General features: G+C 43.8%; 15 protein-coding genes. 10 read left to right on the top strand and 5 right to left on the bottom strand.

The genetic code is table 11. The annotated features are described in order from the left end of the window. The first annotated feature begins 38 nt into the window (after nt 1–38). Both fcl and SKC37_RS05815 read left to right on the top strand, forming a co-directional pair. Nucleotides 39–977 (top strand): GDP-L-fucose synthase, encoded by a 939-nt coding sequence (gene fcl / locus SKC37_RS05820; protein WP_377981074.1) that lies wholly within the window; start codon nt 39–41, stop codon nt 975–977. Next, the gene (locus SKC37_RS05815) at nt 977–1,720 is read left to right on the top strand and encodes a class I SAM-dependent methyltransferase (protein WP_377980587.1); all 744 of its coding nucleotides are present in this window, start codon (nt 977–979) and stop codon (nt 1,718–1,720) included. The genes fcl and SKC37_RS05815 overlap by 1 nt, the downstream gene beginning before the upstream one ends. Here the strand turns inward: SKC37_RS05815 and SKC37_RS05810 are convergent. Genes SKC37_RS05810 through SKC37_RS05795 form a run of 4 tightly spaced genes read right to left on the bottom strand, consistent with a single transcriptional unit; the run spans nt 1,717 to nt 9,517 of the window. Then, nucleotides 1,717–5,571, bottom strand: a complete 3,855-nt coding sequence (locus SKC37_RS05810; RefSeq protein ID WP_377980586.1) for a S8 family serine peptidase — start codon at nt 5,569–5,571, stop codon at nt 1,717–1,719. The genes SKC37_RS05815 and SKC37_RS05810 overlap by 4 nt on opposite strands. A 20-nt stretch (nt 5,572–5,591) precedes the next feature. Next, entirely contained in the window at nt 5,592–6,179 is a 588-nt protein-coding gene (locus SKC37_RS05805; RefSeq protein WP_377980585.1) for a ribonuclease HII, read from the bottom strand. A gap of 1 nt (nt 6,180) precedes the next feature. After that, a complete protein-coding gene (locus tag SKC37_RS05800; RefSeq protein ID WP_377980584.1) occupies nt 6,181–7,518 on the bottom strand; it encodes a dihydroorotase in 1,338 nt (445 codons plus the stop codon). After that, entirely contained in the window at nt 7,511–9,517 is a 2,007-nt protein-coding gene (locus SKC37_RS05795) for a CHU_0125 family OmpA-like outer membrane integrity protein (RefSeq protein WP_377980583.1), read from the bottom strand. Before SKC37_RS05795 ends, SKC37_RS05800 begins: the two co-directional genes overlap by 8 nt. Before the next feature lie 130 nt (nt 9,518–9,647). On the opposite strand from SKC37_RS05795, the gene SKC37_RS05790 reads away from it, so the two are divergent. Then, nucleotides 9,648–11,105, top strand: a complete 1,458-nt coding sequence (locus SKC37_RS05790; RefSeq protein ID WP_377980582.1) for a pseudouridine synthase — start codon at nt 9,648–9,650, stop codon at nt 11,103–11,105. Between the two features lie 177 nt (nt 11,106–11,282). Here SKC37_RS05790 and SKC37_RS05785 read toward each other — a convergent pair whose 3' ends face one another. After that, on the bottom strand, nt 11,283–12,209 hold the full coding sequence (locus tag SKC37_RS05785; RefSeq protein ID WP_130922635.1) for a helix-turn-helix domain-containing protein: 927 nt from the start codon (nt 12,207–12,209) through the stop codon (nt 11,283–11,285). A 294-nt stretch (nt 12,210–12,503) separates the two neighbouring features. On the opposite strand from SKC37_RS05785, the gene SKC37_RS05780 reads away from it, so the two are divergent. The 7 genes from SKC37_RS05780 to SKC37_RS05750 all read left to right on the top strand — a co-directional run bounded on the left by SKC37_RS05780 (nt 12,504) and on the right by SKC37_RS05750 (nt 18,993). Beyond that, nucleotides 12,504–13,529: a rod shape-determining protein gene (locus SKC37_RS05780; RefSeq protein ID WP_130895380.1), complete on the top strand. Its 1,026-nt coding sequence runs from the start codon at nt 12,504–12,506 to the stop codon at nt 13,527–13,529. Nucleotides 13,530–13,535: 6 nt separating this feature from the next. Then, nucleotides 13,536–14,375 (top strand): rod shape-determining protein MreC, encoded by an 840-nt coding sequence (mreC, locus tag SKC37_RS05775; protein ID WP_377980581.1) that lies wholly within the window; start codon nt 13,536–13,538, stop codon nt 14,373–14,375. A 1-nt stretch (nt 14,376) separates the two neighbouring features. Then, a complete protein-coding gene (locus SKC37_RS05770; protein WP_377980580.1) occupies nt 14,377–14,886 on the top strand; it encodes a hypothetical protein in 510 nt (169 codons plus the stop codon). Nucleotides 14,887–14,955: 69 nt separating this feature from the next. Then, nucleotides 14,956–15,561 carry a sigma-70 family RNA polymerase sigma factor gene (locus tag SKC37_RS05765; protein WP_377980579.1) on the top strand — a complete coding sequence of 202 codons (606 nt, stop codon included), beginning with the start codon at nt 14,956–14,958 and terminating at the stop codon, nt 15,559–15,561. Nucleotides 15,562–15,893: 332 nt separating this feature from the next. Further along, nucleotides 15,894–16,460, top strand: coding sequence for a guanylate kinase (gene gmk / locus SKC37_RS05760; protein ID WP_377980578.1), 567 nt, complete (start codon nt 15,894–15,896; stop codon nt 16,458–16,460). Next, on the top strand, nt 16,460–17,032 hold the full coding sequence (nadD, locus tag SKC37_RS05755; protein ID WP_377980577.1) for a nicotinate (nicotinamide) nucleotide adenylyltransferase: 573 nt from the start codon (nt 16,460–16,462) through the stop codon (nt 17,030–17,032). Before gmk ends, nadD begins: the two co-directional genes overlap by 1 nt. 17 nt (nt 17,033–17,049) lie before the next feature. Then, the gene (locus tag SKC37_RS05750) at nt 17,050–18,993 is read left to right on the top strand and encodes a ComEC/Rec2 family competence protein (protein WP_377980576.1); all 1,944 of its coding nucleotides are present in this window, start codon (nt 17,050–17,052) and stop codon (nt 18,991–18,993) included. Nucleotides 18,994–19,021 lie beyond the last annotated feature (28 nt).

Below are 19,021 nucleotides of genomic sequence, written 5' to 3'. Positions count from 1 at the left end.
TTTGCAAGGATTTTTTGAGGCCTTATTTGATTTATTCATTGGAAAAACAAGCAAAAATATATGTAGCCGGACACCGCGGAATGGTGGGTTCTGCTATCGTTCGGAAATTACAGAAAGAGGGGTACACGAATTTAGTGCTGAAAACTTCAGCGGAATTAGATTTACGTGACCAGGTAAAAGTGGCCGACTTTTTTGCGGCAGAGAAACCAGCCTACGTCTTTTTGGCAGCAGCTAAAGTAGGGGGAATCGTGGCGAATAATACGTACCGCGCTGATTTCTTATATGAGAATTTGGCTATCCAAAACAACATCATCCATTCCTCCTTTGTAAACAAGGTAAAGAAACTGCAGTTCTTAGGATCTTCGTGTATATACCCTAAATTAGCCCCTCAGCCTTTGAAGGAGTCCTATTTATTAAGTGGATACTTAGAAGAAACGAATGAGCCCTATGCCATTGCGAAGATCGCGGGCATTAAAATGTGCGAGGCCTATCGCGCACAATATGGTTGTGATTTCATTTCTGTGATGCCTACAAATCTGTATGGCCCGAACGATAATTACGATTTAGAAAATTCCCATGTTTTACCCGCCATGATCCGCAAGTTTCAGGAGGCCAAAGAACGCGGGGATGGATCGATGACACTTTGGGGCTCAGGCTCTCCGATGCGTGAATTCTTGCATGCAGATGACTTAGCGGAGGCATGCGTCTATTTAATGGAAACGTATAGCGACTCAGAACTGGTAAATATCGGTACAGGAATCGACGTGACAATTAAAGAATTAGCGGAGACCGTGAAAGAAATTGTGGGTTTTACGGGCTCTATCCAATGGGATACCTCACGACCTGACGGCACACCTCGTAAATTGATGGATGTATCTAAATTACATTCCTTGGGTTGGAAACATAAAATTGAATTGAAAGAGGGGATCGCGCTCGCATACCAAGATTTCTTAACGAATGTTAGTATTCGCAAATAATGGAGGGAAAAGAGTGGTTTAGTACCTGGTTTGATTCCCCTTATTACCATATCCTATATGCGAAGCGGGATGAGAGTGAAGCGGCGGATTTCATCGCCTCTCTGCAGCAAAAGTTGCATTTAGCCCTAGGCTCCCGCGTTTTAGATGCAGCCTGTGGAAAAGGGCGTCACGCTATTACGCTACAGCAGTTAGGGTTTATGGTGGACGCGTTTGACTTATCCCCCTCCAATATTGAGGCTGCTCAGGCTTTTGAAAATAAGGATTTGCTATTTTTTGTACATGATTTGCGGGAGCCCTTGCCCTTACAAAATAAGTACGATGCGATTTTTAATTTCTTTACCAGTTTCGGGTATTTTGATGATCAACAAGACAATCAAAAAGCCTTTAATACATTCGCTGGAGGCCTTAAGGAAAATGGACTGCTCGTTTTAGACTTTTTTAATCCCACCTATGTAGTTGCGAATTTGGTGCCAACTGAACGAGTGGAACGCCAAGGTATTTCGTTCCAAATCAAACGTTGGTCAGCGGCGGGTTACTTGTACAAATCCATTGATTTCAGCGATCAGGGTAAGGATTTTTCTTTCATAGAAAAGGTGGAATTGGTCGCGAAGAACGACTTCATATCTTACGCCGCACAGGCTGGTCTAAGTTTAGTTGATCTGCAAGGCGATTACTCCTTAGCTTCTTTCGACGAGGCAACTTCGCCTCGTATGATCTTTACCTGGACTAAAAAATCGAATTAATTCTTCTGAAATTTAATGCTTACTTGGTTCTCTAATTCTGGAAAACTGATCACATAATTACCTGTCGGAAGTGTCGAAATATCGAGCGATAATCGATTCTCTCTACACTCTGCTCTAACATCTCTTATCTCCTTTCCTTGCATATCACTCAGGCGAACTCGAATCTTAGCAGCCTGAAAAGCACTAGGAATTCCAATATGCAACACGTCAGTCGCCGGGTTAGGGAACGCAAAGAAAGTCGAATACGGATTGTCTGCTGTGGCTGCTAGAATAGTAATGCCATAACTCGCTGTAGCCAAGCACCCGTTGATGTCTTTTAATTTTACTTTGTAAACGCCATTGGCTGTGGGTTTGTAGGTGGTGCCAGTTGCGCCAGAAATTGCCACGTCATTAAAGTACCATTGGATGTCATTTCCAGCGGATGTAGTTAGCGTACCTTGATTAAAGGTAATTAAAGGTTCTAAGGGGTTAGTCGTTGTCACCGAAGCCGCGGGTGATTCAACGGGACAAATACCATCAAAGCTCGAATTCAGCATATAAGAACCAGATGTGCTGACTTCTAGTTTGTTGGTAGTCGCCCCTGTGATGGCGGACCCATTTTTGAACCATTGGTAGGTAGGAGTTCCGGAGGCAGGAGTGCCCGTTAGCGTAATTTTGTCTCCGGCACAAAGGGTTGTAGAACCTGTAGGGCTAACGGCTACGACTGGGCTTTGGCCTGTTGTTACGTTCACTTGTACTTTCGGGCTAGGGCAGGCGTAAGATTTGAATTTCATTCCATACAAATAGTAGTAGCCAGATTGTATTTCAGCGCCACTAAATAAGGCCCCCGTCAATTTTAATACCCCCGGAATTGAATAGGGGTATCCTATGTTGGTCGGTGCATTGACAGTATCAGCAGCTGTTCGATTGCTGCGGAAAATCGACGCTCCATTAGAGCAGGCGTGGGAAAGGATATAATTTCCAGCCTTTGGAAAGGGTAGGTTTAAGATCACTTTTTGACCGGGGTCATTTTTGTCGTCTATTAATTGGCTGTTGACCGTAGTGGAATTTGCCGAGGTTCTGGTCGCAGTTAGGTCTTTAGAAACGGAGGCAATTAACTCGCCAGTGTCTTTGTCAAAAATTCCGAAAGTCACGGTTCCGGAGGTTCCGATATATACGGTTGCAGATTCTAATATTGTTGGTTGCGTTACAACGAAGATGGGTTCTGGGCCAAAATTGGAGTAATAAGTTCCCCCGCCAAACGCCGCCTTTGTCGCAGGTCCCATCGTTGTACTCAAATTGTCAAATGCAGCATAAAAAGTGCCTGTAGATGGAGTCTTCAACGAAGCTCCAGCGCCTAATAGTGTAGTTCCATTATACCACAGCGGACTTCCATTCGTCGAGGCTAAACTTAACTCTGATGCTCCACTACATATCGTGCCCGTTACAACAGGGGCAGCCGGGTTTTCGATCGTTTTGTTAACGGTCAAAGCATCGTTGCCGGAGTTTTGGTCCCCTGTTAATTGTGTTTTCAATACAAATGAATAACTAGCTCCAGCAATTAAATCAGCATTTCCACTCAAATTGACATCCATTTCTCTTCCGGACGCTAACGTTGTTATGGTCCCAGTTGCCGTGCCTACTATTGCCGTGCCAGATTTGATTTCTAGTAGAACGGGAACATTTGTCTGTGTCAATGAACCCACATTTTTTACTCTTGCCACAAAGCTAGCGCTCCCAGAGTTTGCGCAAATTCCAGTATTTGATTGGGAGATTGACGTAGAAGAGAAGTCTTTTGAGGCCTGCAAGATTTGCAAGGCATAATCCTTTGTTTCACCGGAAGAAACGCTTCCACAGGATGTGGTTGCTCCTGAGGACGATACCCATCTGATACGGTAGAAGTTGTCTTGTTTTAAGGTGCTTGGAATGCTGATAGATGTTGCGCCGGTCGACGAGCTGTACAATTCTTCTCCCGCATCAGTAAAATCACCGTCTTGATTCCAGTCAGCGTAAAGGCTAGTATTTCTCGTTCCAGATCCTGCAAATTGGAAGGCAAGCGGTAGGGTCGCTCCTAATTCTGCTGTGAAAGTAGGGCTAAGTCCGGTAGAATCTTTTGTTGCCCCCAGCGTTAATTTTTGAAAGTTAGAGGTAGTTGTACTAGGTGACAAAGCACAATAGGCTGATCCACCTATTCCTGAAACCGCTAAGCCGTAATCCTGGATGCTATTTTTTAGGACACCTTTGTGACTTACCGTCAGCGTAAATGTTTGACCCGGCATCGTGTTGTTGATGACGATTTGTTCCACATTATCTCGAATATTGTCCCCAGGAACAGCCAGGGCATCAGGAGCAGCTGGATTCAACGTAAATGGCAAAAAGGTAGAGGAACCACTTGTTAAACGAATATCTAGGTCATTAACTAAGCGAGGTGTTCGGTCGTTTAGAGCAGAGGATGTGGTCGCCTCAGGGTCTGTCCAAGCGATGGTGGCCTTTAAGGGGCCGTTACCAGAACTTGTGAACGTGTACGTTTTAGTCTCTGCTTGGTTCAATTTTTCTTCTTTTAATAAATGGAGATTTCCTTCATTTTTTACGAGTGCCGCAGCCCTATCTAGTTGAATCAATCCATACCCAGTTTTGTAATCAGGTCCAGCTGCATCCATATCCATCGCGGTATGAATGGCCACCGCTTTTAGGGTGGACGAGAGCATAAAGGTATTTCTATTTAGACGATTATATAATTGTTGAATTAAATATAGCGATCCAGCCGCCTGGGGAGAAGACATCGAAGTGCCGCTCTGGGTGGCATATGCTTTATCGTTTGAATTAGTCGTGGAAAACATACTCGTGCCTATCGCCATTACATCCGGTTTTACCCTTCCATCATCGGTAGGGCCCCAGCTCGTAAAATTCGAAATGCCTACATCGGAACCTTTGGTCGGAATCAGGGAAGAAAGAGTCGCAGCCCCTACGGTTAAGATGTTTTTAGCAGTTCCTGACGTTGAAATAATATCAAATCCATCATTTTTTGCCCTTGCTTTATTGGAAGAATCACTTGTGGAACGCAATAAATAATATTCTCCGGACGCGGGCCCATTTTGATTTCGGCTATTGCCCGCTGATTTGATAATTAGGTAATTAGGCGCGGTGTAAGCGATTCGATCCCAGGTTTGGGTATTAGCATCATAAAGTCCAAACTTGTAATCTTCCTCTGTACTGACAGCATCATTTCCCCACCATTGCCATTTTTTCTTGGTTTCATCGTAGACCCAGCCCGCTTGGTACCCATAGGAATGATTACTAATTAACAGGGAGGTGGAAGCAGTACTCATTTCAGAGTTATCGTTTGAATAATCCCAAAACTTCAGATCCGCCTCATACGCCATTCCTCTAGCGGTTGGACTAATGCCTGCAGCCACTAAAATGCCGGCTACGTGCGTCGCGTGGTCATTCGTGCTCGTAATGGTTTGTGCGGCCGTTGCTCTCCCCCCAAACTCCTGGTGACTCGCTAAAACGCCACCACCGTCCCACATACCTAGTTTTCCTTTAATAGAGTCTGATTTTCCAGTCAACCCCAAATTTAATGAGGCGCCAGGATAGAGCAGATTTGTTTTCGTCATCTTAGCGGCTTGTGCATTGGATTCTGTTTTTAAATACAGTGCTTCGCCTATTTCAGAAAATCCTTGAAATTGGAGGGTTTTGTCTTTGCCTAAATTCAACTGAAGCGGAATACCTCTTTTTTTTGCTAAGGCTTGAGCCCCGCGGTAGATGGAATCTTGTTGCATTCCAAATCGCAAGGCGCGCTCTTTCCTGAAAGCATCTTGTGCCCAAGTGGAAAAACTTAACAAGAAAAGAAGTACTAGTTTACCTTTCATATAGCGTTCAATTTACGCAATTATTTAATCTCTACCTTAAACGTTTTTCGGTGGTAATTTGTTAAACCTTTTTCGAGAATGGCTTTGCGGTGTTGCAAGGTGGGATAGCCCGCATTTCGTTCCCAACCATAGCCTGGGTGTTCTTGCGCCATCTTTTCCATCAGTTCATCTCGGTATGTTTTAGCAAGAATGGAGGCCGCTGCAATCGAGAAATATTTCGAATCCCCTTTCACGATACACGTATGCGGAGTTAAGGGATAGCTGTAAAAGCGGTTCCCATCGACCAATAAGTGCTCCGGACGATGTGTCAATTGATCCACCGCCAGATGCATCGCCAAAATACTCGCCTTTAAAATATTGATTTCATCAATTTTTGCCGCATCCACTTCTGCGATGGCATAATCAATCGCATATTCCCGCACTAAACGTTTTAGTTCGTTGCGTTGGCGCAGCGTCATCTGCTTCGAATCCGTCAAGAACGGATGGTGAAAATCCCGGGGTAAAATCACTGCCGCCGCCACAACGGGCCCCGCTAAACAACCTCTCCCTGCTTCATCTAAGCCAGCTTCCAGCCCGACAGGCGCATAAAAGGGGAGGAGCGTCGACATCTTAGCGGTTAAATAATAAGCGCTTACCCGTTTTGCTCTCGTCGAAAGAACCCTGTGAATAAGCCAAATGACCAGAAACAAACGTGTGTTCCACTGAAGCTGACAACGTGTGTCCCTCTAAAGGAGACCAACCACATTGATATAGAATATTCTCTTTTGATACAGTCAATGGTTTGTTCAGATCTACGATCGCTAAATCTGCCCAATACCCTTCTCGGATATACCCGCGCTCCTCAATTTGGAAACAATCCGCCACTGCATGCGCCGTTTTTTCAGCGATGAGCTCGAGGCTGATGTGACCCTCTTTGGCCAAATCAATCATCAACAATAAAGGATGCTGGACTAAAGGCAGGCCCGACGGCGACTTCCAAAAACCTTGAGATTTCTCCTCCCAGGTGTGTGGCGCGTGATCCGTTGCAATAATATCCAATTCTCCCGTCACTAAAGCCTTGCGCAATGCCGTCTTGTGACGCGCATCTTTGATGGCCGGATTGCATTTAATTTGATTGCCCAGCGTGTCATATTGTGCCGCATCGAACCACAAGTGGTGTACACAAACTTCTGCCGTGATTTTCTTGTCTTTCACCGCTTTACCGGTCTCGAACAAGGCTAATTCTTCCTCTGTCGAAATGTGCAAGATGTGCAAGCGCGTGTTGTTTTTCTTCGCTAAATCGACCGCCATCGAAGATGAAAGATAGCAAGCCTCTTCATTTCGCACCAATGGGTGGATGTAGGCAGGGGCGTCTTCTGGGTATTTTTCCTTGAAAAGTTCTGTGCGTGCGCGTACAGTAGGCTCATCTTCGCAGTGCGTTGCGATCAACATTTCGCAGCTAGAAAATAGTTTTTCTAAGGTTTGGGTATTGTCCACGAGCATATTTCCGGTGGACGATCCCATAAAAATTTTGATGCCGCACACGTCGCGGGAATTGGTTTTTAACACCTCTTCTAGGTTGTCGTTGCCGGCGCCCATAAAGAAGGAGTAGTTGGCCAAAGATCCAGCCGCCGCTATCGCGTATTTATCCGCCAGTAATTCTTGCGTTAATGCGTTAGGCACCGTGTTCGGCATTTCCATAAAACTTGTCACACCACCCGCCACAGCTGCCCGCGCCTCGCTGGCAATCGTCGCTTTGTGGGTTAAACCTGGCTCTCTAAAATGGACTTGATCGTCAATCATCCCAGGAAAAACGTGTTTCCCATGTAGGTCTAAAACAACATCCCCAACAGCAGGGCTAATGTCTGCCGCAATTTTAGCTATGCGGCCATTTTCGATACGTATGTCGGAGGAAATGATGCGCCCCTCATTAACGATTTGGGCATTTTTTAAGACGTAATTAGTCATTCAGATCAGTGATTTTAAATTCAGTTCGGCGGTTTTCTTGGTGCGCTTCTTCGCTGCAATCGACGCCATCGGAGCAACCGTTGATGAGTTGCGTTTCGCCATAGCCTTTGGCCTTAATGCGTGACGCCTCGATTCCGTGCTCGATGATGTATTTTACGGCTGATTCAGCTCTTCTTTGGGATAATTTCAGGTTATAACTTGCACTTGCCCGGGCATCCGTGTGCGATCCTAATTCGATCGAAATGTCTGGATTGTCCTTTAACACTTGAACGATTTTGTCTAATTCTGCCGCTGCGTCTGGACGAATATTCGACTTGTCTAAATCATAATAAATCGGATTTACGTCAAATAAGGCGCCTAACTCTTCCCCCACCTCGGCTTGATTTAACGTGATGGTGTGGTCAAAAGTCGTGTCGGTTAATTCCTTTTTTAATAATTGCTTCGGAATCTCGCGGCCATCCATCAAGAATTCACTGCGCTTGGTCAAGTATTTCTCTTTGCTGGCGTTGAAGCTGATTTGGTCGGCTGGATTTAAATCCATCATGTCGATATAGCCCTCTGCATCACTAAATTGGACTGGTTGAATCTCTCCGTTACGCTTAACTCCCACTTTTACATTCGCAATCGGCTTATTACGCGCATTGACAATTTGTGTTCTTAGGTGATACAAGGCAACTTTTGCCGGCTCGCCGCTCTCTGAGATCATTATTTCATTCGACCACCAGCGATCCTCAGCACCTGTTGATTCGAAATAATAGATATCGTCGTCGCCTTTGCCGCCTACTCGGTTTGAACTAAAATATCCCTGGCTAACGTCCGATAAGAAAAGGCCAAAATCATCCCCTACAGAGTTTATCGGAATCCCTAAATGTTCGATTTGGATATCATCACCACTACGGCTCGCCACAAACATATCTAAGCCTCCCAGACTTGGATGGCCGTCTGAGGAGAAGTACAACTTCCCATCTTCAGAAACATAGGGAAAGAGTTCGTTACCACGCGTATTAATAGTAGAACCTAAATTGATAGGTCTGCCAAAACGCCCCGAATTATCCATGGGCGCTCGGTACAAATCCAATCCCCCTTTTCCTCCTCGTCTATTCGAGGCAAAATACAAAGTCTTGCCATCTCTCGAGAACGCCGGACTTCCATCCCAGCCAATCGAGTCAGAGATCGCTAATCGTTCAGGAGTAGACCAGTTGCCATCTCTTTTAGTCGAAATATACAAATCCACATCAGGTGAGGGGTCCTTGCTTTTCCCTGAATTTCCGCGCGCAAAAACCATGGTATTGCCATCCTTTGAAAAGGCGGGCGTTCCCTCATTTGCATTTGCATCTAGCAAATTCGCACTAAATAATTCTAGTTTTTCAATTTCCCCAGGACTCTTCAGGCGTGCCTTATACAAGCCTAAAAAAGGCAAACCATTATTTTTATAAATCAACGGTTTCTTCGAACTCGTCAAAATCAGCTCGTCGCCTATTTTAATAGGACCAAATTCCGCCTGATTCGTATTCCCGACCAATCCTTGAATCTTCACTGGACTCGGCTTTTTGCTGTATTCTTCCACCGCCGGTAAATTCTCTAATTCAATTTCTGCTTTGACTACGAGCTCCCGAGAGGGTTTTGAATCGATAAATTCTTTCAGGTATTTACGCGCATCGGCGTATTTTCCGTTCGCTTTTGCCGCGTATGCGAGGTGTAGATTAATGTTTTTGTCGTCATAGCCCTTTTCTTTGGCAATCAAATAATAGGGTGTCGCGTATTGAATGCGGTTCGAAAGGCGGTAGGATTCCGCCACGAAGTAGTTCGTTTCTTTGGCTCTATAGTAGCGTTGTGCCAAAGGCTTCACCTCTCGAATTGTCCACTCATATTCCCCCAATTCAAAATTTTGCTTCGCCTTTTTGAACAATCGGGCGTCATAATTACAGCCGCTTAGCATGCCTGTGATTACGATCAAAAAGAGGTAAATGCTTGAATTAAATGGCTTTACGAATTTCATAGTGGACTAATGTAACGTAAAAATAAATACAAACCGGATTATTTTCTGTACCTTTGCCTAAATTTCGACAATCGAAACCAAGATGACAAACGTTCGTCCTCTTTTATTCCAGCAGTGATGTTGTACCATTATGAGAAAAAGAATTTCAAACGACGATAACCGTCGTGACAGCCGACCTTCAGAAGGTCGTGCATCCACAGGAAGATCTGCCGGCAGATCAGATAGCCCTCGCGAGTTTAGAGGAACACGTAGTGACTCAGGAGCTCCACGTGAGTTCAGAGGCCCACGCAACGATTCAGGTGCCCCACGTGCACCACGTTCAGAATCATCCAATCGTTTTTCAGGAGAACGCAAACCATTTGATGGAGAGCGCAAGCCATATCAAGGTGGAGAACGCAAACCATTCAATCGGGATAACCGCGAAGGTGGCGGAGAGCGTCGTTCATTCGGGGATCGTAAGCCATTTGATGGCGAGCGCAAGCCATACCAAGGTGGAGAACGCAAACCGTATCAAGGCGGCGAACGCAAGCCTTTTGGCAGAACTGAAAACCCAACACGTACACCCTATAAAGGAGATAATCGCTGGGATCGCAATGCGGCCCCTAAGGTAGAAGGTTCGGAAGAATCGACGACACCGCGTGATGAGAATCCAACAGCGCGCATCGAGCGTCGTTACGAGGAGCGTACAGAACGTTTTGCAGACCGTGAAGAGCGCCCAGAAGGTGCTCGCAATCCACGTTATTCAGATCGTGAGACCTTTAAAAGTCGCTCGCGTTTTGATGCCGGTCCTGCTTACGAACCACAATACAAATTAGATCGTTACAAGGAGCGCGCTCCTTCTAAAATTCAAAAGAAAATCGCCCAAACCGATCGTCGTTCTGACGTTATTCGTCTAAATCGCTACATCGCTAACGCGGGAATTTGTTCTCGTCGTGACGCCGATAAATTGATTGAGGCAGGCGAAATCAAGGTAAATAACAAGGTGGTAACCGAAATGGGCTACCAGGTGAATCCTACGGACATCGTGAAATACGGTAACCGCAAGTTGAACCGCGAAAAACCCGTTTACTTATTATTAAATAAGCCTAAAGATTTCTTAACAACGACCGAAGATCCAAACGATCGCAAGACCGTGATGGAATTAGTGAAGAATGCGACAGAATCGCGCATTTATCCGGTAGGACGTTTGGATAGAAACACGACTGGTTTATTGTTAATTACGAATGATGGTGAATTAGCGGATAAATTGACGCACCCATCGAACGAAATCGAGAAGATTTACCAAGCGGAATTAGATAAGCCATTGACGGACGAAGATTTCGAGAAAATCAAAGAGGGTTTAACCCTGGAGGATGGCGAAATTAAAGTAGATGATTTAGCTAAAGTAACTCCAGATGGTTATGTCATCGGTGTGAAAATTCACTCAGGTAAAAACCGCATCGTTCGTCGTATTTTCGAACACTTGGGTTACGAAGTGACTAAACTAGACCGCACTACTTTCGCTGGCTTAACGAAGAAAGATCTTCCACGCGGAAGCTGGAGATTCTTGACGGAAAGAGAATTAGTGAAGTTGAAGTATTTGATGTAGTCGCCGCCTTCGGCGGCTCAGTCATCGCTTCGCGATTTCGTCAAAGAGTCGCGACTTCGTCGCTTAGTCGTCCTTCGGACTTAGTCTCTTACGGTTTATAAATCGCTTTGACTGTCGACTGACCACTGCCGACTGTCTACTAACAAAAAAGCCTGCTGATTTCAGCAGGCTTTTTTGTTAAATATTCATCAACGACTCTCTGCGTCTCATCTTTCCAGCTGGAATACCAAACATCATCTTGAAACGACGGCAGAAATACGCCGTGTCTTTGTAGCCCACTTCGGAGCCGATGGCGCGGATAGACTTCTTCGTCGTGCGAAGTAAACCTACCGCTGCTTCCATGCGTTGGTACTCGATATAATCTTGTGGGTTGATACCCGTTAGCATCTTGAAATATTGACCTACGTAATCTTCAGATACATTAGCAACGTTTGCCAAAACCTTATTAGATAAATCACCACCCAAATGATCCTTGATGTAAGCGAAGATATCGATTAAGCGTGGATCTTTAAAGTAAGTCGAGTTAGTCGCTAATTGCTCTACGAATAAACGGTTCTCAATGATGTAACGAATCACTTCAATGACGATCTCTTCTGTTTTGATCTTAATGATACGTCCTTTACCGATCGCGTCTGATAAATCTTCTTCTAAGATTTCGCGGATAGTTGCCGCTAATTTATCGTCCCGTTTGATTAAGAACGGAGGAATGTCTAGCGAAGTAAAGAAGTTCACTGAATCGAAAACTTTCGCTTCGAAGGCTACCATTCCGAAGGAGTTCGGTTGTGTTCCTATAAGTGAAGCATCTGTGTTTTGGTCAAAATATAATTCCCGATGTGTCATGAACTCTTCATTGTTCACCGCTTTCGGTTTTTCTGCGTTTCCGTAAGTTACGCTGATCATTTTGCCTCCTGGAATAAAAAGCATATCGCCCTCTTCGACCGGAGTCTCCTCTTCACCAAAAGAAACCTCCCCTTTGTACAATATCAAGAGTGAATTTTCTACGTCATAGAAATTCTTGATACGTATTGGTTGTAATATTCTAATGTTTCGCGCTTTGATGAATTTAACACCTAAGGACTCGATGATCTTGTTGTAATCTTCCATAATTTATCGCCAAACGGAGTAATTAATACGATTTTCCAAATAAACTTGGACAAAACTAATAAATCAGATAATAATTCCAAATTATTTCGTCGATTAATTTGAGGAATTAAAGCTGTTTTTTTTCAGGTATTTATTTGTAATATATCAATAAGAAGCGGATACTTTAAAGGAAGTAAATGGAAGTAAGTTCTTTGGTCAATTTTATAATTATTTCGAGGAAATAGTAAAATTCATTTTTTTTCAAATTTTACCTCAAATTTTATGTAAATTTGTGTTTTACTATCACAAAATCAGATGGGCTTATTTAATTTTCTTTCGAAGGATATTGCCATGGACTTAGGTACGGCAAATACCTTGATTATTCACAAAGATCAGGTTGTTGTAGACGAACCATCGATCATTGCTTTGGACCGCAATACGAATAAAGTATTAGCCGTAGGTCGCCAAGCCATGATGATGCACGAGAAAACAAATGACAATATCAAGACTATTCGCCCACTAAAAGACGGTGTAATTGCGGATTTTACCGCTGCCGAATTGATGATGCGTGGTTTGATTAAAATGATGGACAAAGGAAATTCATTCTTTTCTCCGGCGTTAAGAATGGTGATTTGTATTCCATCAGGTATTACAGAGGTAGAAAAAAGAGCCGTAAAAGACTCCGCAGAACATGCTGGAGCACGTGAAGTGTATATGGTACACGAACCCATTGCTGCCGCAATCGGTATCGGAATTGATATTGAACAACCGAATGGATCCTTAGTAGTGGATATTGGGGGTGGTACTACCGAAGTAGCTATCATTTCTTTAAGTGGAATTGTGGTTGAAAACTCGATTCGTGTGGCTGGAGATGAGTTTACGCGTGATATTAAAGATTATTTGCTACGTGAGCACAAGCTGGTTATTGGGGAGCGTTCAGCGGAGCAAATTAAAATTCAAGTAGGATCTGCTTTGCCAGAATTAGAGAATCCTCCTGCTGACTTCGAGATCCGTGGACGTGATCAAATGACAGGTATCCCGAAAGAAATCTTGATTAACTATTCAGAAATCGCTTATGCTTTAGATAGCTCAATTACGAAAATTGAGGTGGCGATTATGGAGACTTTGCAAAGAGCTCCAGCGGAATTATCAGGAGATATCTTCCATAACGGTATTCACTTAGCCGGTGGTGGCGCGATGTTGCACGGATTAGATAAGCGTATTGAGAAGAAGACTCAGTTAAAAGTACACGTGGCTGACGATCCGTTGAAAGCCGTTATCCGTGGTACGGGCGAAATCTTGAAAAACTTAGAGAAATACCGTCCGGTATTGATTACCTAGTAGGGGATGAATCAACTGTTTGAGTTCTTATTGCGTCAGCGAAACCTGCTATTGTTTGTTCTGCTGCAGTTGATCAGTCTTTGGTCTGTGTTTACGTACAATAATTACCAACATACCCTCTATTTCAATACCACAAATGCTTGGGCGGCGTCTATTTTGTCCACTCGTAAAGAAGTGGCAACCTACCATCAATTGCGGGAAATTAATGGCGAATTAGCTTTAGAGAATCAAAAGCTGCATCAGCAAGTTTTTCAACTACAGGCGCAGGTTCAACAGAAAGCGGATTTACCTCTCTTTTTCAGCAAATCATCCCTCGATCGTTACAAGCCTATCGCTTGTAAAGTCATTGATCAGAGTACCCGAAATTCCCAGAATTATTTAACGATCGAGAAAGGTTCCCAAGACGGGATTAAGCCTGGAATGGCTGTTATTTCCTCGACGGGCGTGGTAGGAAAGGTTATATCTTGTACAGAAAATTTAGCTCTCATTGTTTCCGTATTGCATACGGGTAATACGGTTTCTGCCAAAATCAAATCTTCTGGCGAGCTTGGTTACATCAAATGGCCTGGTTACCAGCCGGAGGTCGCTGAGTTAATGGATGTTTCTAAATACAAAAAAGTAGCGAAAGGCGACACGATCGTCACCTCTGATTATAATGCAGTTTACCCCCCTAACGTACCTATTGGAATTGTGGCTAAAGTAGGATTACAAGACGATGGCACCTTTCATGACATTAAAGTGATGTTATTAACTCATTTTTCTACCCTGCGCTATGTCTATGTAATTGAGAATAAATTTGCTGGCCAACAGGCAAAATTGGAACAGGCTAAACCTAAAATTGACTAAAATGGGAAGTAATTTTCAATATAAATGGTTGATAAGTGGTGTTTTGGCCGTCGTTATACAATTATTGTTTTTACGCGATTTGGCCCTATTCTATTATGGTTTCTGCTTCATCTATTTATGGGCGATTTTCAAGGCTCCGATAGACACACCTCCTGTTTACTTAATTCTAGGTGGTTTTGCCCTGGGTTGGTTATTGGATATGTTTTACAATACCCACGGAATGCATGCCTTTTCAACGGTATTAGTAGCTTGGCTTCGTCCTACTTTCTTTAAAATCTTAACTCCTGCGAATGGCTACGATGAGCGATCTACCATTAGCTTAGCTGAGATGAAATGGATGTGGTTTTTTCCGTATCTCGGTTTAATGTTGTTTACGCACCATTTCGTATTATTTCAGTTAGAAGCAAGTGAGTCAAGTTTATTCGGGCTTAGTCTATGGAAAGCCTTTTTGAGCACTATCTTAGGCGCAATCGTGTTTACCTTATTGGAATTATTCAATAAGGGTAAATAAGCCTTTTTGTCATCTTTCATTTTTGGCGTTTAAATTGTAAGCATAGTGGTATCTAATAGATAAACCGCCATGAGTACAGAAACTAGTTCATCCACCGCTTTGACTGAAGCCCAAGCCAAAGCACTCTTCGAAAAGGAGTTTGTGCCGCATCTAGATGCGATGTATAATTTTGCTCTTCGATTAACGAATGACGTGGACGATGCACATGATTTAGTTCAGGATACCTGTGTTCGCGCATTCCGTTTTATCGGTTCTTTTGAGCCAGGGACGTATGCCAAAGCGTGGTTGTTTCGCATTCTCAAGAATAATTTCATCAACGATTATCGTAAAAAATCCCGGGGCCCAGCAAAAGTCGAATTTGAATGGGTGGAGCAATCTTTCGCAGGGGATGACGATCCGGAACCAGCTTTTCAAGCAGATTTACAAGCCGAAACAGTCAATGACATGTTAGGGGATGAAATCACCTCGGCGATTCAAGCTTTACCGGTAGATTTTAGAATGATCATCATACTATGTGATTTAGAGGAATTTAGCTACGAAGAAATGGCCAAAATTCTCAATATTCCCATCGGAACTGTGCGGTCCCGCTTGCACCGTGCGCGTACCATGTTAAAAGAAACCTTAGCTACCTATGCGGCTAAAAAAGGCTATAAAACTGACATGTTGTCAGCTTAGCTCGGAACTATTTTACGACTATCGCTGTTAAAAAAACTATGAAGACGAATTGTTCCCATCAACCCGAATGCATGAAGCTGATCCAACGCATCTTGGACAAGGAAGCGTCCACGGAGGAAGAAGCCCGTTTTTTAGCGAATAAAAATAGCTGTTTACCATGTACAGAGGGGTATGAACTAGAACTCGCTCTTCGTAAAGCCTTAAAATCCAAATGTACCTCTAGCTGTCCGTCCGGATTAATTGATAGTATTCGCACAAAAATATCGTCGATTCTACTGCTTATATTGCTCTTAATTCCCTTATTTTGTTGGTTCATTTAATCATCGAAATTTTTGGAAGGCAAACTCATCATATTTTCAGCTCCATCGGGCTCAGGTAAAACCACCATTGTTAAAGAATTATTGGCGCGTAATGCGAATTTAGGCTTCTCTATTTCAGCTTGTACGCGTGATAAGCGTGGTCGTCACGAAGAACACGGGAAAGATTATTATTTTTTAACGCCGGATGATTTCCGCGAAAGAATTGCAAATGATGAATTTGTAGAGTGGGAAGAGGTATATGCTGGTGCCTATTATGGTACGTTGAAATCCGAGATTGAACGTATTTGGGCTTCAGGGAAACACGTGATTTTTGATGTAGATGTGCGCGGAGGATTAGCCTTGAAGAAGTATTATGGAGATCGAGCACTGGCTGTTTTCGTCAAAGTACCTACTTTGGAAATACTCGAAGAACGTTTGCGTTCTCGTGGTACAGAAGACGAGGAGGCCTTATCTAAACGGATTTTCAAGATGAAATTTGAGTGGTCGTTCCAAGAGCAATTTGATGTTATTTTAGTGAATGATAAATTAGATGTTGCGGTGGCAGAAGCCCAAGCGTTGTTTGATAAATTAACGAAATAATGAAAGTTGGCCTGTTTTTTGGTTCGTTTAACCCCATTCATCAGGGGCATTTGATTATTGCGCAGGCCGTGCTGAATCAGATGGAAGTAGACCAAATCTGGTTCGTTGTTTCTCCCCAAAATCCCCAGAAGAAAAGTAAATCCCTGTTGCATGAATTTGATCGCCTAGATCTCGTAGATCGGGCTATCGCAGATAATTATTCTTTCAAGTCATCTGATATTGAGTTTCAATTACCCCGTCCTTCTTATACGATTGATACGCTAGTGCATTTGGCTGAGCGTCATCCCGAAACTGAATTCAAGCTGATTATAGGTGGGGATAATTTGGAGCAGTTTAAGAGCTGGAAAAACTACCACCAAATACTTGATTATTATGGCCTCTACGTGTATCCACGGGGCGAAGAACCGGTATCGGATTTATGGGCACATAAGAACGTTCAACGCATTGAGGCGCCCGTATTGCATATTTCAGCTACGTATATCAGATCTTGTATACAACATGGGCAGTCGATTAAATATCTAGTTCCTGATGAGGTGGAGGCCCTAATCTCGTCCAAAAAATTCTACCTTTAGGCCTTTCCGCCTAATCAATGATCTCCTATTTTTCTCGTTTTCCTTTTGTCCGAATTTTGCTTATTTGGATGACCGGGATTCTGCTTTCAGCATTTCCCTACTGGCCTCTTTTGGGTTGCTTGGGCTTTATGCTACCGGGGAGAATTTTTAAAAGTATCGGCATATCCACTTTGGTGGTTGTTTTTGCGATGGCTTGGACTAACTACCTCAAATCCGAGAAGTCCGCACTGCCAGTTGATGGTTTTGTCATTCGCGTGCAAGGCATGGTGGAAGCTAAACCTAAGTCTTGGTCTGTATTAGCGAGGTGTATAGGGCTCAGAGATTCATCTGGTGTGTGGACTCCCACACCAAGTTCGATACGCTTATACCTAGCTAAGCAACTACCTAAACCCCAGGCTGGTAATGTGTATGCCGTGCGGCAAGCCGTCAAATCATTTCCATTGCCCCTTTTCCCTTTTGAAAAGGATTGGGGTGCCTATTTTACCCAAAAGGGCATAGGTGGATCCGCTTATGTTCCACTCGATCGAATTCAGCTGATTGAAAAAAGGCTGGAAGAGGCCTCTTTTTTCGAACGGACTCAATCTCATTTCGTGCATTTATTGGAGAGAGCTTTTGAACCTGGCAGAGATCGTGATGTGGCTGAGGCCATGCTGCTAGGAGTGAAGACGAAGATTGATTTTGAAACCTTGTCGGCCTATTCCGCCTTGGGGGCGATTCATATTTTGTCTGTTTCAGGTTTGCACGTGGGGCTTTTGTATATGGGATTAAGCCTTTTATTGGGTTTTTTGCTTAAACGGAGGCCGGCTGGACCCTATGTATTTTTTGGATTGATGATGGCTTTGTTATGGTGCTATGCAGGGATTAGTGGCTTTTCTTTGCCTGTGCTGAGGTCCGCTTGGATGTTTTCGGTGATTTTATTTGCTAAAACCTTTCTTCATAGACAACAGAGCCTGAATACTCTAGCTTTTAGCGCTTTTGTTTTGTTGTTTCTCCATCCTGCATCCTTATTTGATGCGGGTTTTCAGTTATCCTATTTAGCGGTTTGGGGATTAATTGCGTTTCAGCAACGCTGGGCTTCTATTTTCAAGTTCTCTGGTTGGCTAAGCTGGCCGATGACCCAAATCTGGGAATTGACCTGCGTCGCCTTAGCAGCGCAAGTATTTACCTGGCCCTTGATCGTTTATTATTTTCATCAATTGCCCCATCCGCTGTCTTTCTTTCTATTGAACCCTTTCTTGATTTTAGGCTCTTCTATCGCTTTGTTTTTAGGTTTTTTGCTGCTGGCAATTGGCTCTTTTTTGCCTGATTGGGCTTTTCATCCGTTGGCTTTTTTATTGAAAACAAGCTTTCAACTGCTACATGGCCTAATGTTTAGTTGGGTGGAACGCGTTACTTCGGTTATGCCTTTTTTGCGGATTTCGCCGCTTGAAATGTCTATTTATTTCGTGACGATTGCCTTACTCGTTTGGGCGCCGCGTCGTTGGAAAGTGGGGGCATGCCTCTCGCTACTGTTTTGGCAAAATCCGGAATCAAAACCTCAGGCTTATTTAAGTACGTTTAGGGGAGAAGCGGTTTGGGTAGAGAATGATGGGGCGAGATCCATCGCTTCTTTGCCAGCGAGTACGGATCCTGCCTGGATTCAGGCGCACCTTAGTCCCATGTGGGCGAACGTAGGGGTGAAAGATACGTTGACGCGTAGGTGGCCTTTAAAGGGCAATCTACAATGGAAATACAGAAGTGAAACGTACGCTTATGTTAGGATTCCTACAGAAAGTAGAGCGCAACATCATCTGATCTTAGGAAAAGAAGTGGAATACCGAGATAAGGAATGGCTGAAAAGTTGGCGACAGGCCACCTGGTATTTTTTACAGAAACCATCGGCGTATTGGTTGGGAGAGTTGAAGCCTTATTTGCCTAAGGACTATTATTTTTTAGATGAGAGGCCCGCCGTTGTACTATAAAAAAAGGCTACCGGTGAGGGTAGCCTTT

The organism is Aquirufa esocilacus (assembly GCF_042715595.1).
Lineage (GTDB): Bacteria > Bacteroidota > Bacteroidia > Cytophagales > Spirosomataceae > Aquirufa > Aquirufa esocilacus.
This window is presented reverse-complemented; position numbering and strand designations above follow the sequence as displayed.

Coding starts and splice junctions, on each gene's coding strand:
- SKC37_RS05805 (WP_377980585.1), bottom strand. CDS start 6,179: ATGTCGACGCTCCTCCCCTTTTATGCGCCTGTCGGGCTGGAAGCTGGC.
- SKC37_RS05780 (WP_130895380.1), top strand. CDS start 12,504: ATGGGCTTATTTAATTTTCTTTCGAAGGATATTGCCATGGACTTAGGT.
- SKC37_RS05815 (WP_377980587.1), top strand. CDS start 977: ATGGAGGGAAAAGAGTGGTTTAGTACCTGGTTTGATTCCCCTTATTAC.
- SKC37_RS05785 (WP_130922635.1), bottom strand. CDS start 12,209: ATGGAAGATTACAACAAGATCATCGAGTCCTTAGGTGTTAAATTCATC.
- nadD (WP_377980577.1), top strand. CDS start 16,460: ATGAAAGTTGGCCTGTTTTTTGGTTCGTTTAACCCCATTCATCAGGGG.
- SKC37_RS05795 (WP_377980583.1), bottom strand. CDS start 9,517: ATGAAATTCGTAAAGCCATTTAATTCAAGCATTTACCTCTTTTTGATC.
- mreC (WP_377980581.1), top strand. CDS start 13,536: ATGAATCAACTGTTTGAGTTCTTATTGCGTCAGCGAAACCTGCTATTG.
- SKC37_RS05800 (WP_377980584.1), bottom strand. CDS start 7,518: ATGACTAATTACGTCTTAAAAAATGCCCAAATCGTTAATGAGGGGCGC.
- SKC37_RS05790 (WP_377980582.1), top strand. CDS start 9,648: ATGAGAAAAAGAATTTCAAACGACGATAACCGTCGTGACAGCCGACCT.
- SKC37_RS05750 (WP_377980576.1), top strand. CDS start 17,050: ATGATCTCCTATTTTTCTCGTTTTCCTTTTGTCCGAATTTTGCTTATT.
- SKC37_RS05770 (WP_377980580.1), top strand. CDS start 14,377: ATGGGAAGTAATTTTCAATATAAATGGTTGATAAGTGGTGTTTTGGCC.
- SKC37_RS05810 (WP_377980586.1), bottom strand. CDS start 5,571: ATGAAAGGTAAACTAGTACTTCTTTTCTTGTTAAGTTTTTCCACTTGG.
- SKC37_RS05765 (WP_377980579.1), top strand. CDS start 14,956: ATGAGTACAGAAACTAGTTCATCCACCGCTTTGACTGAAGCCCAAGCC.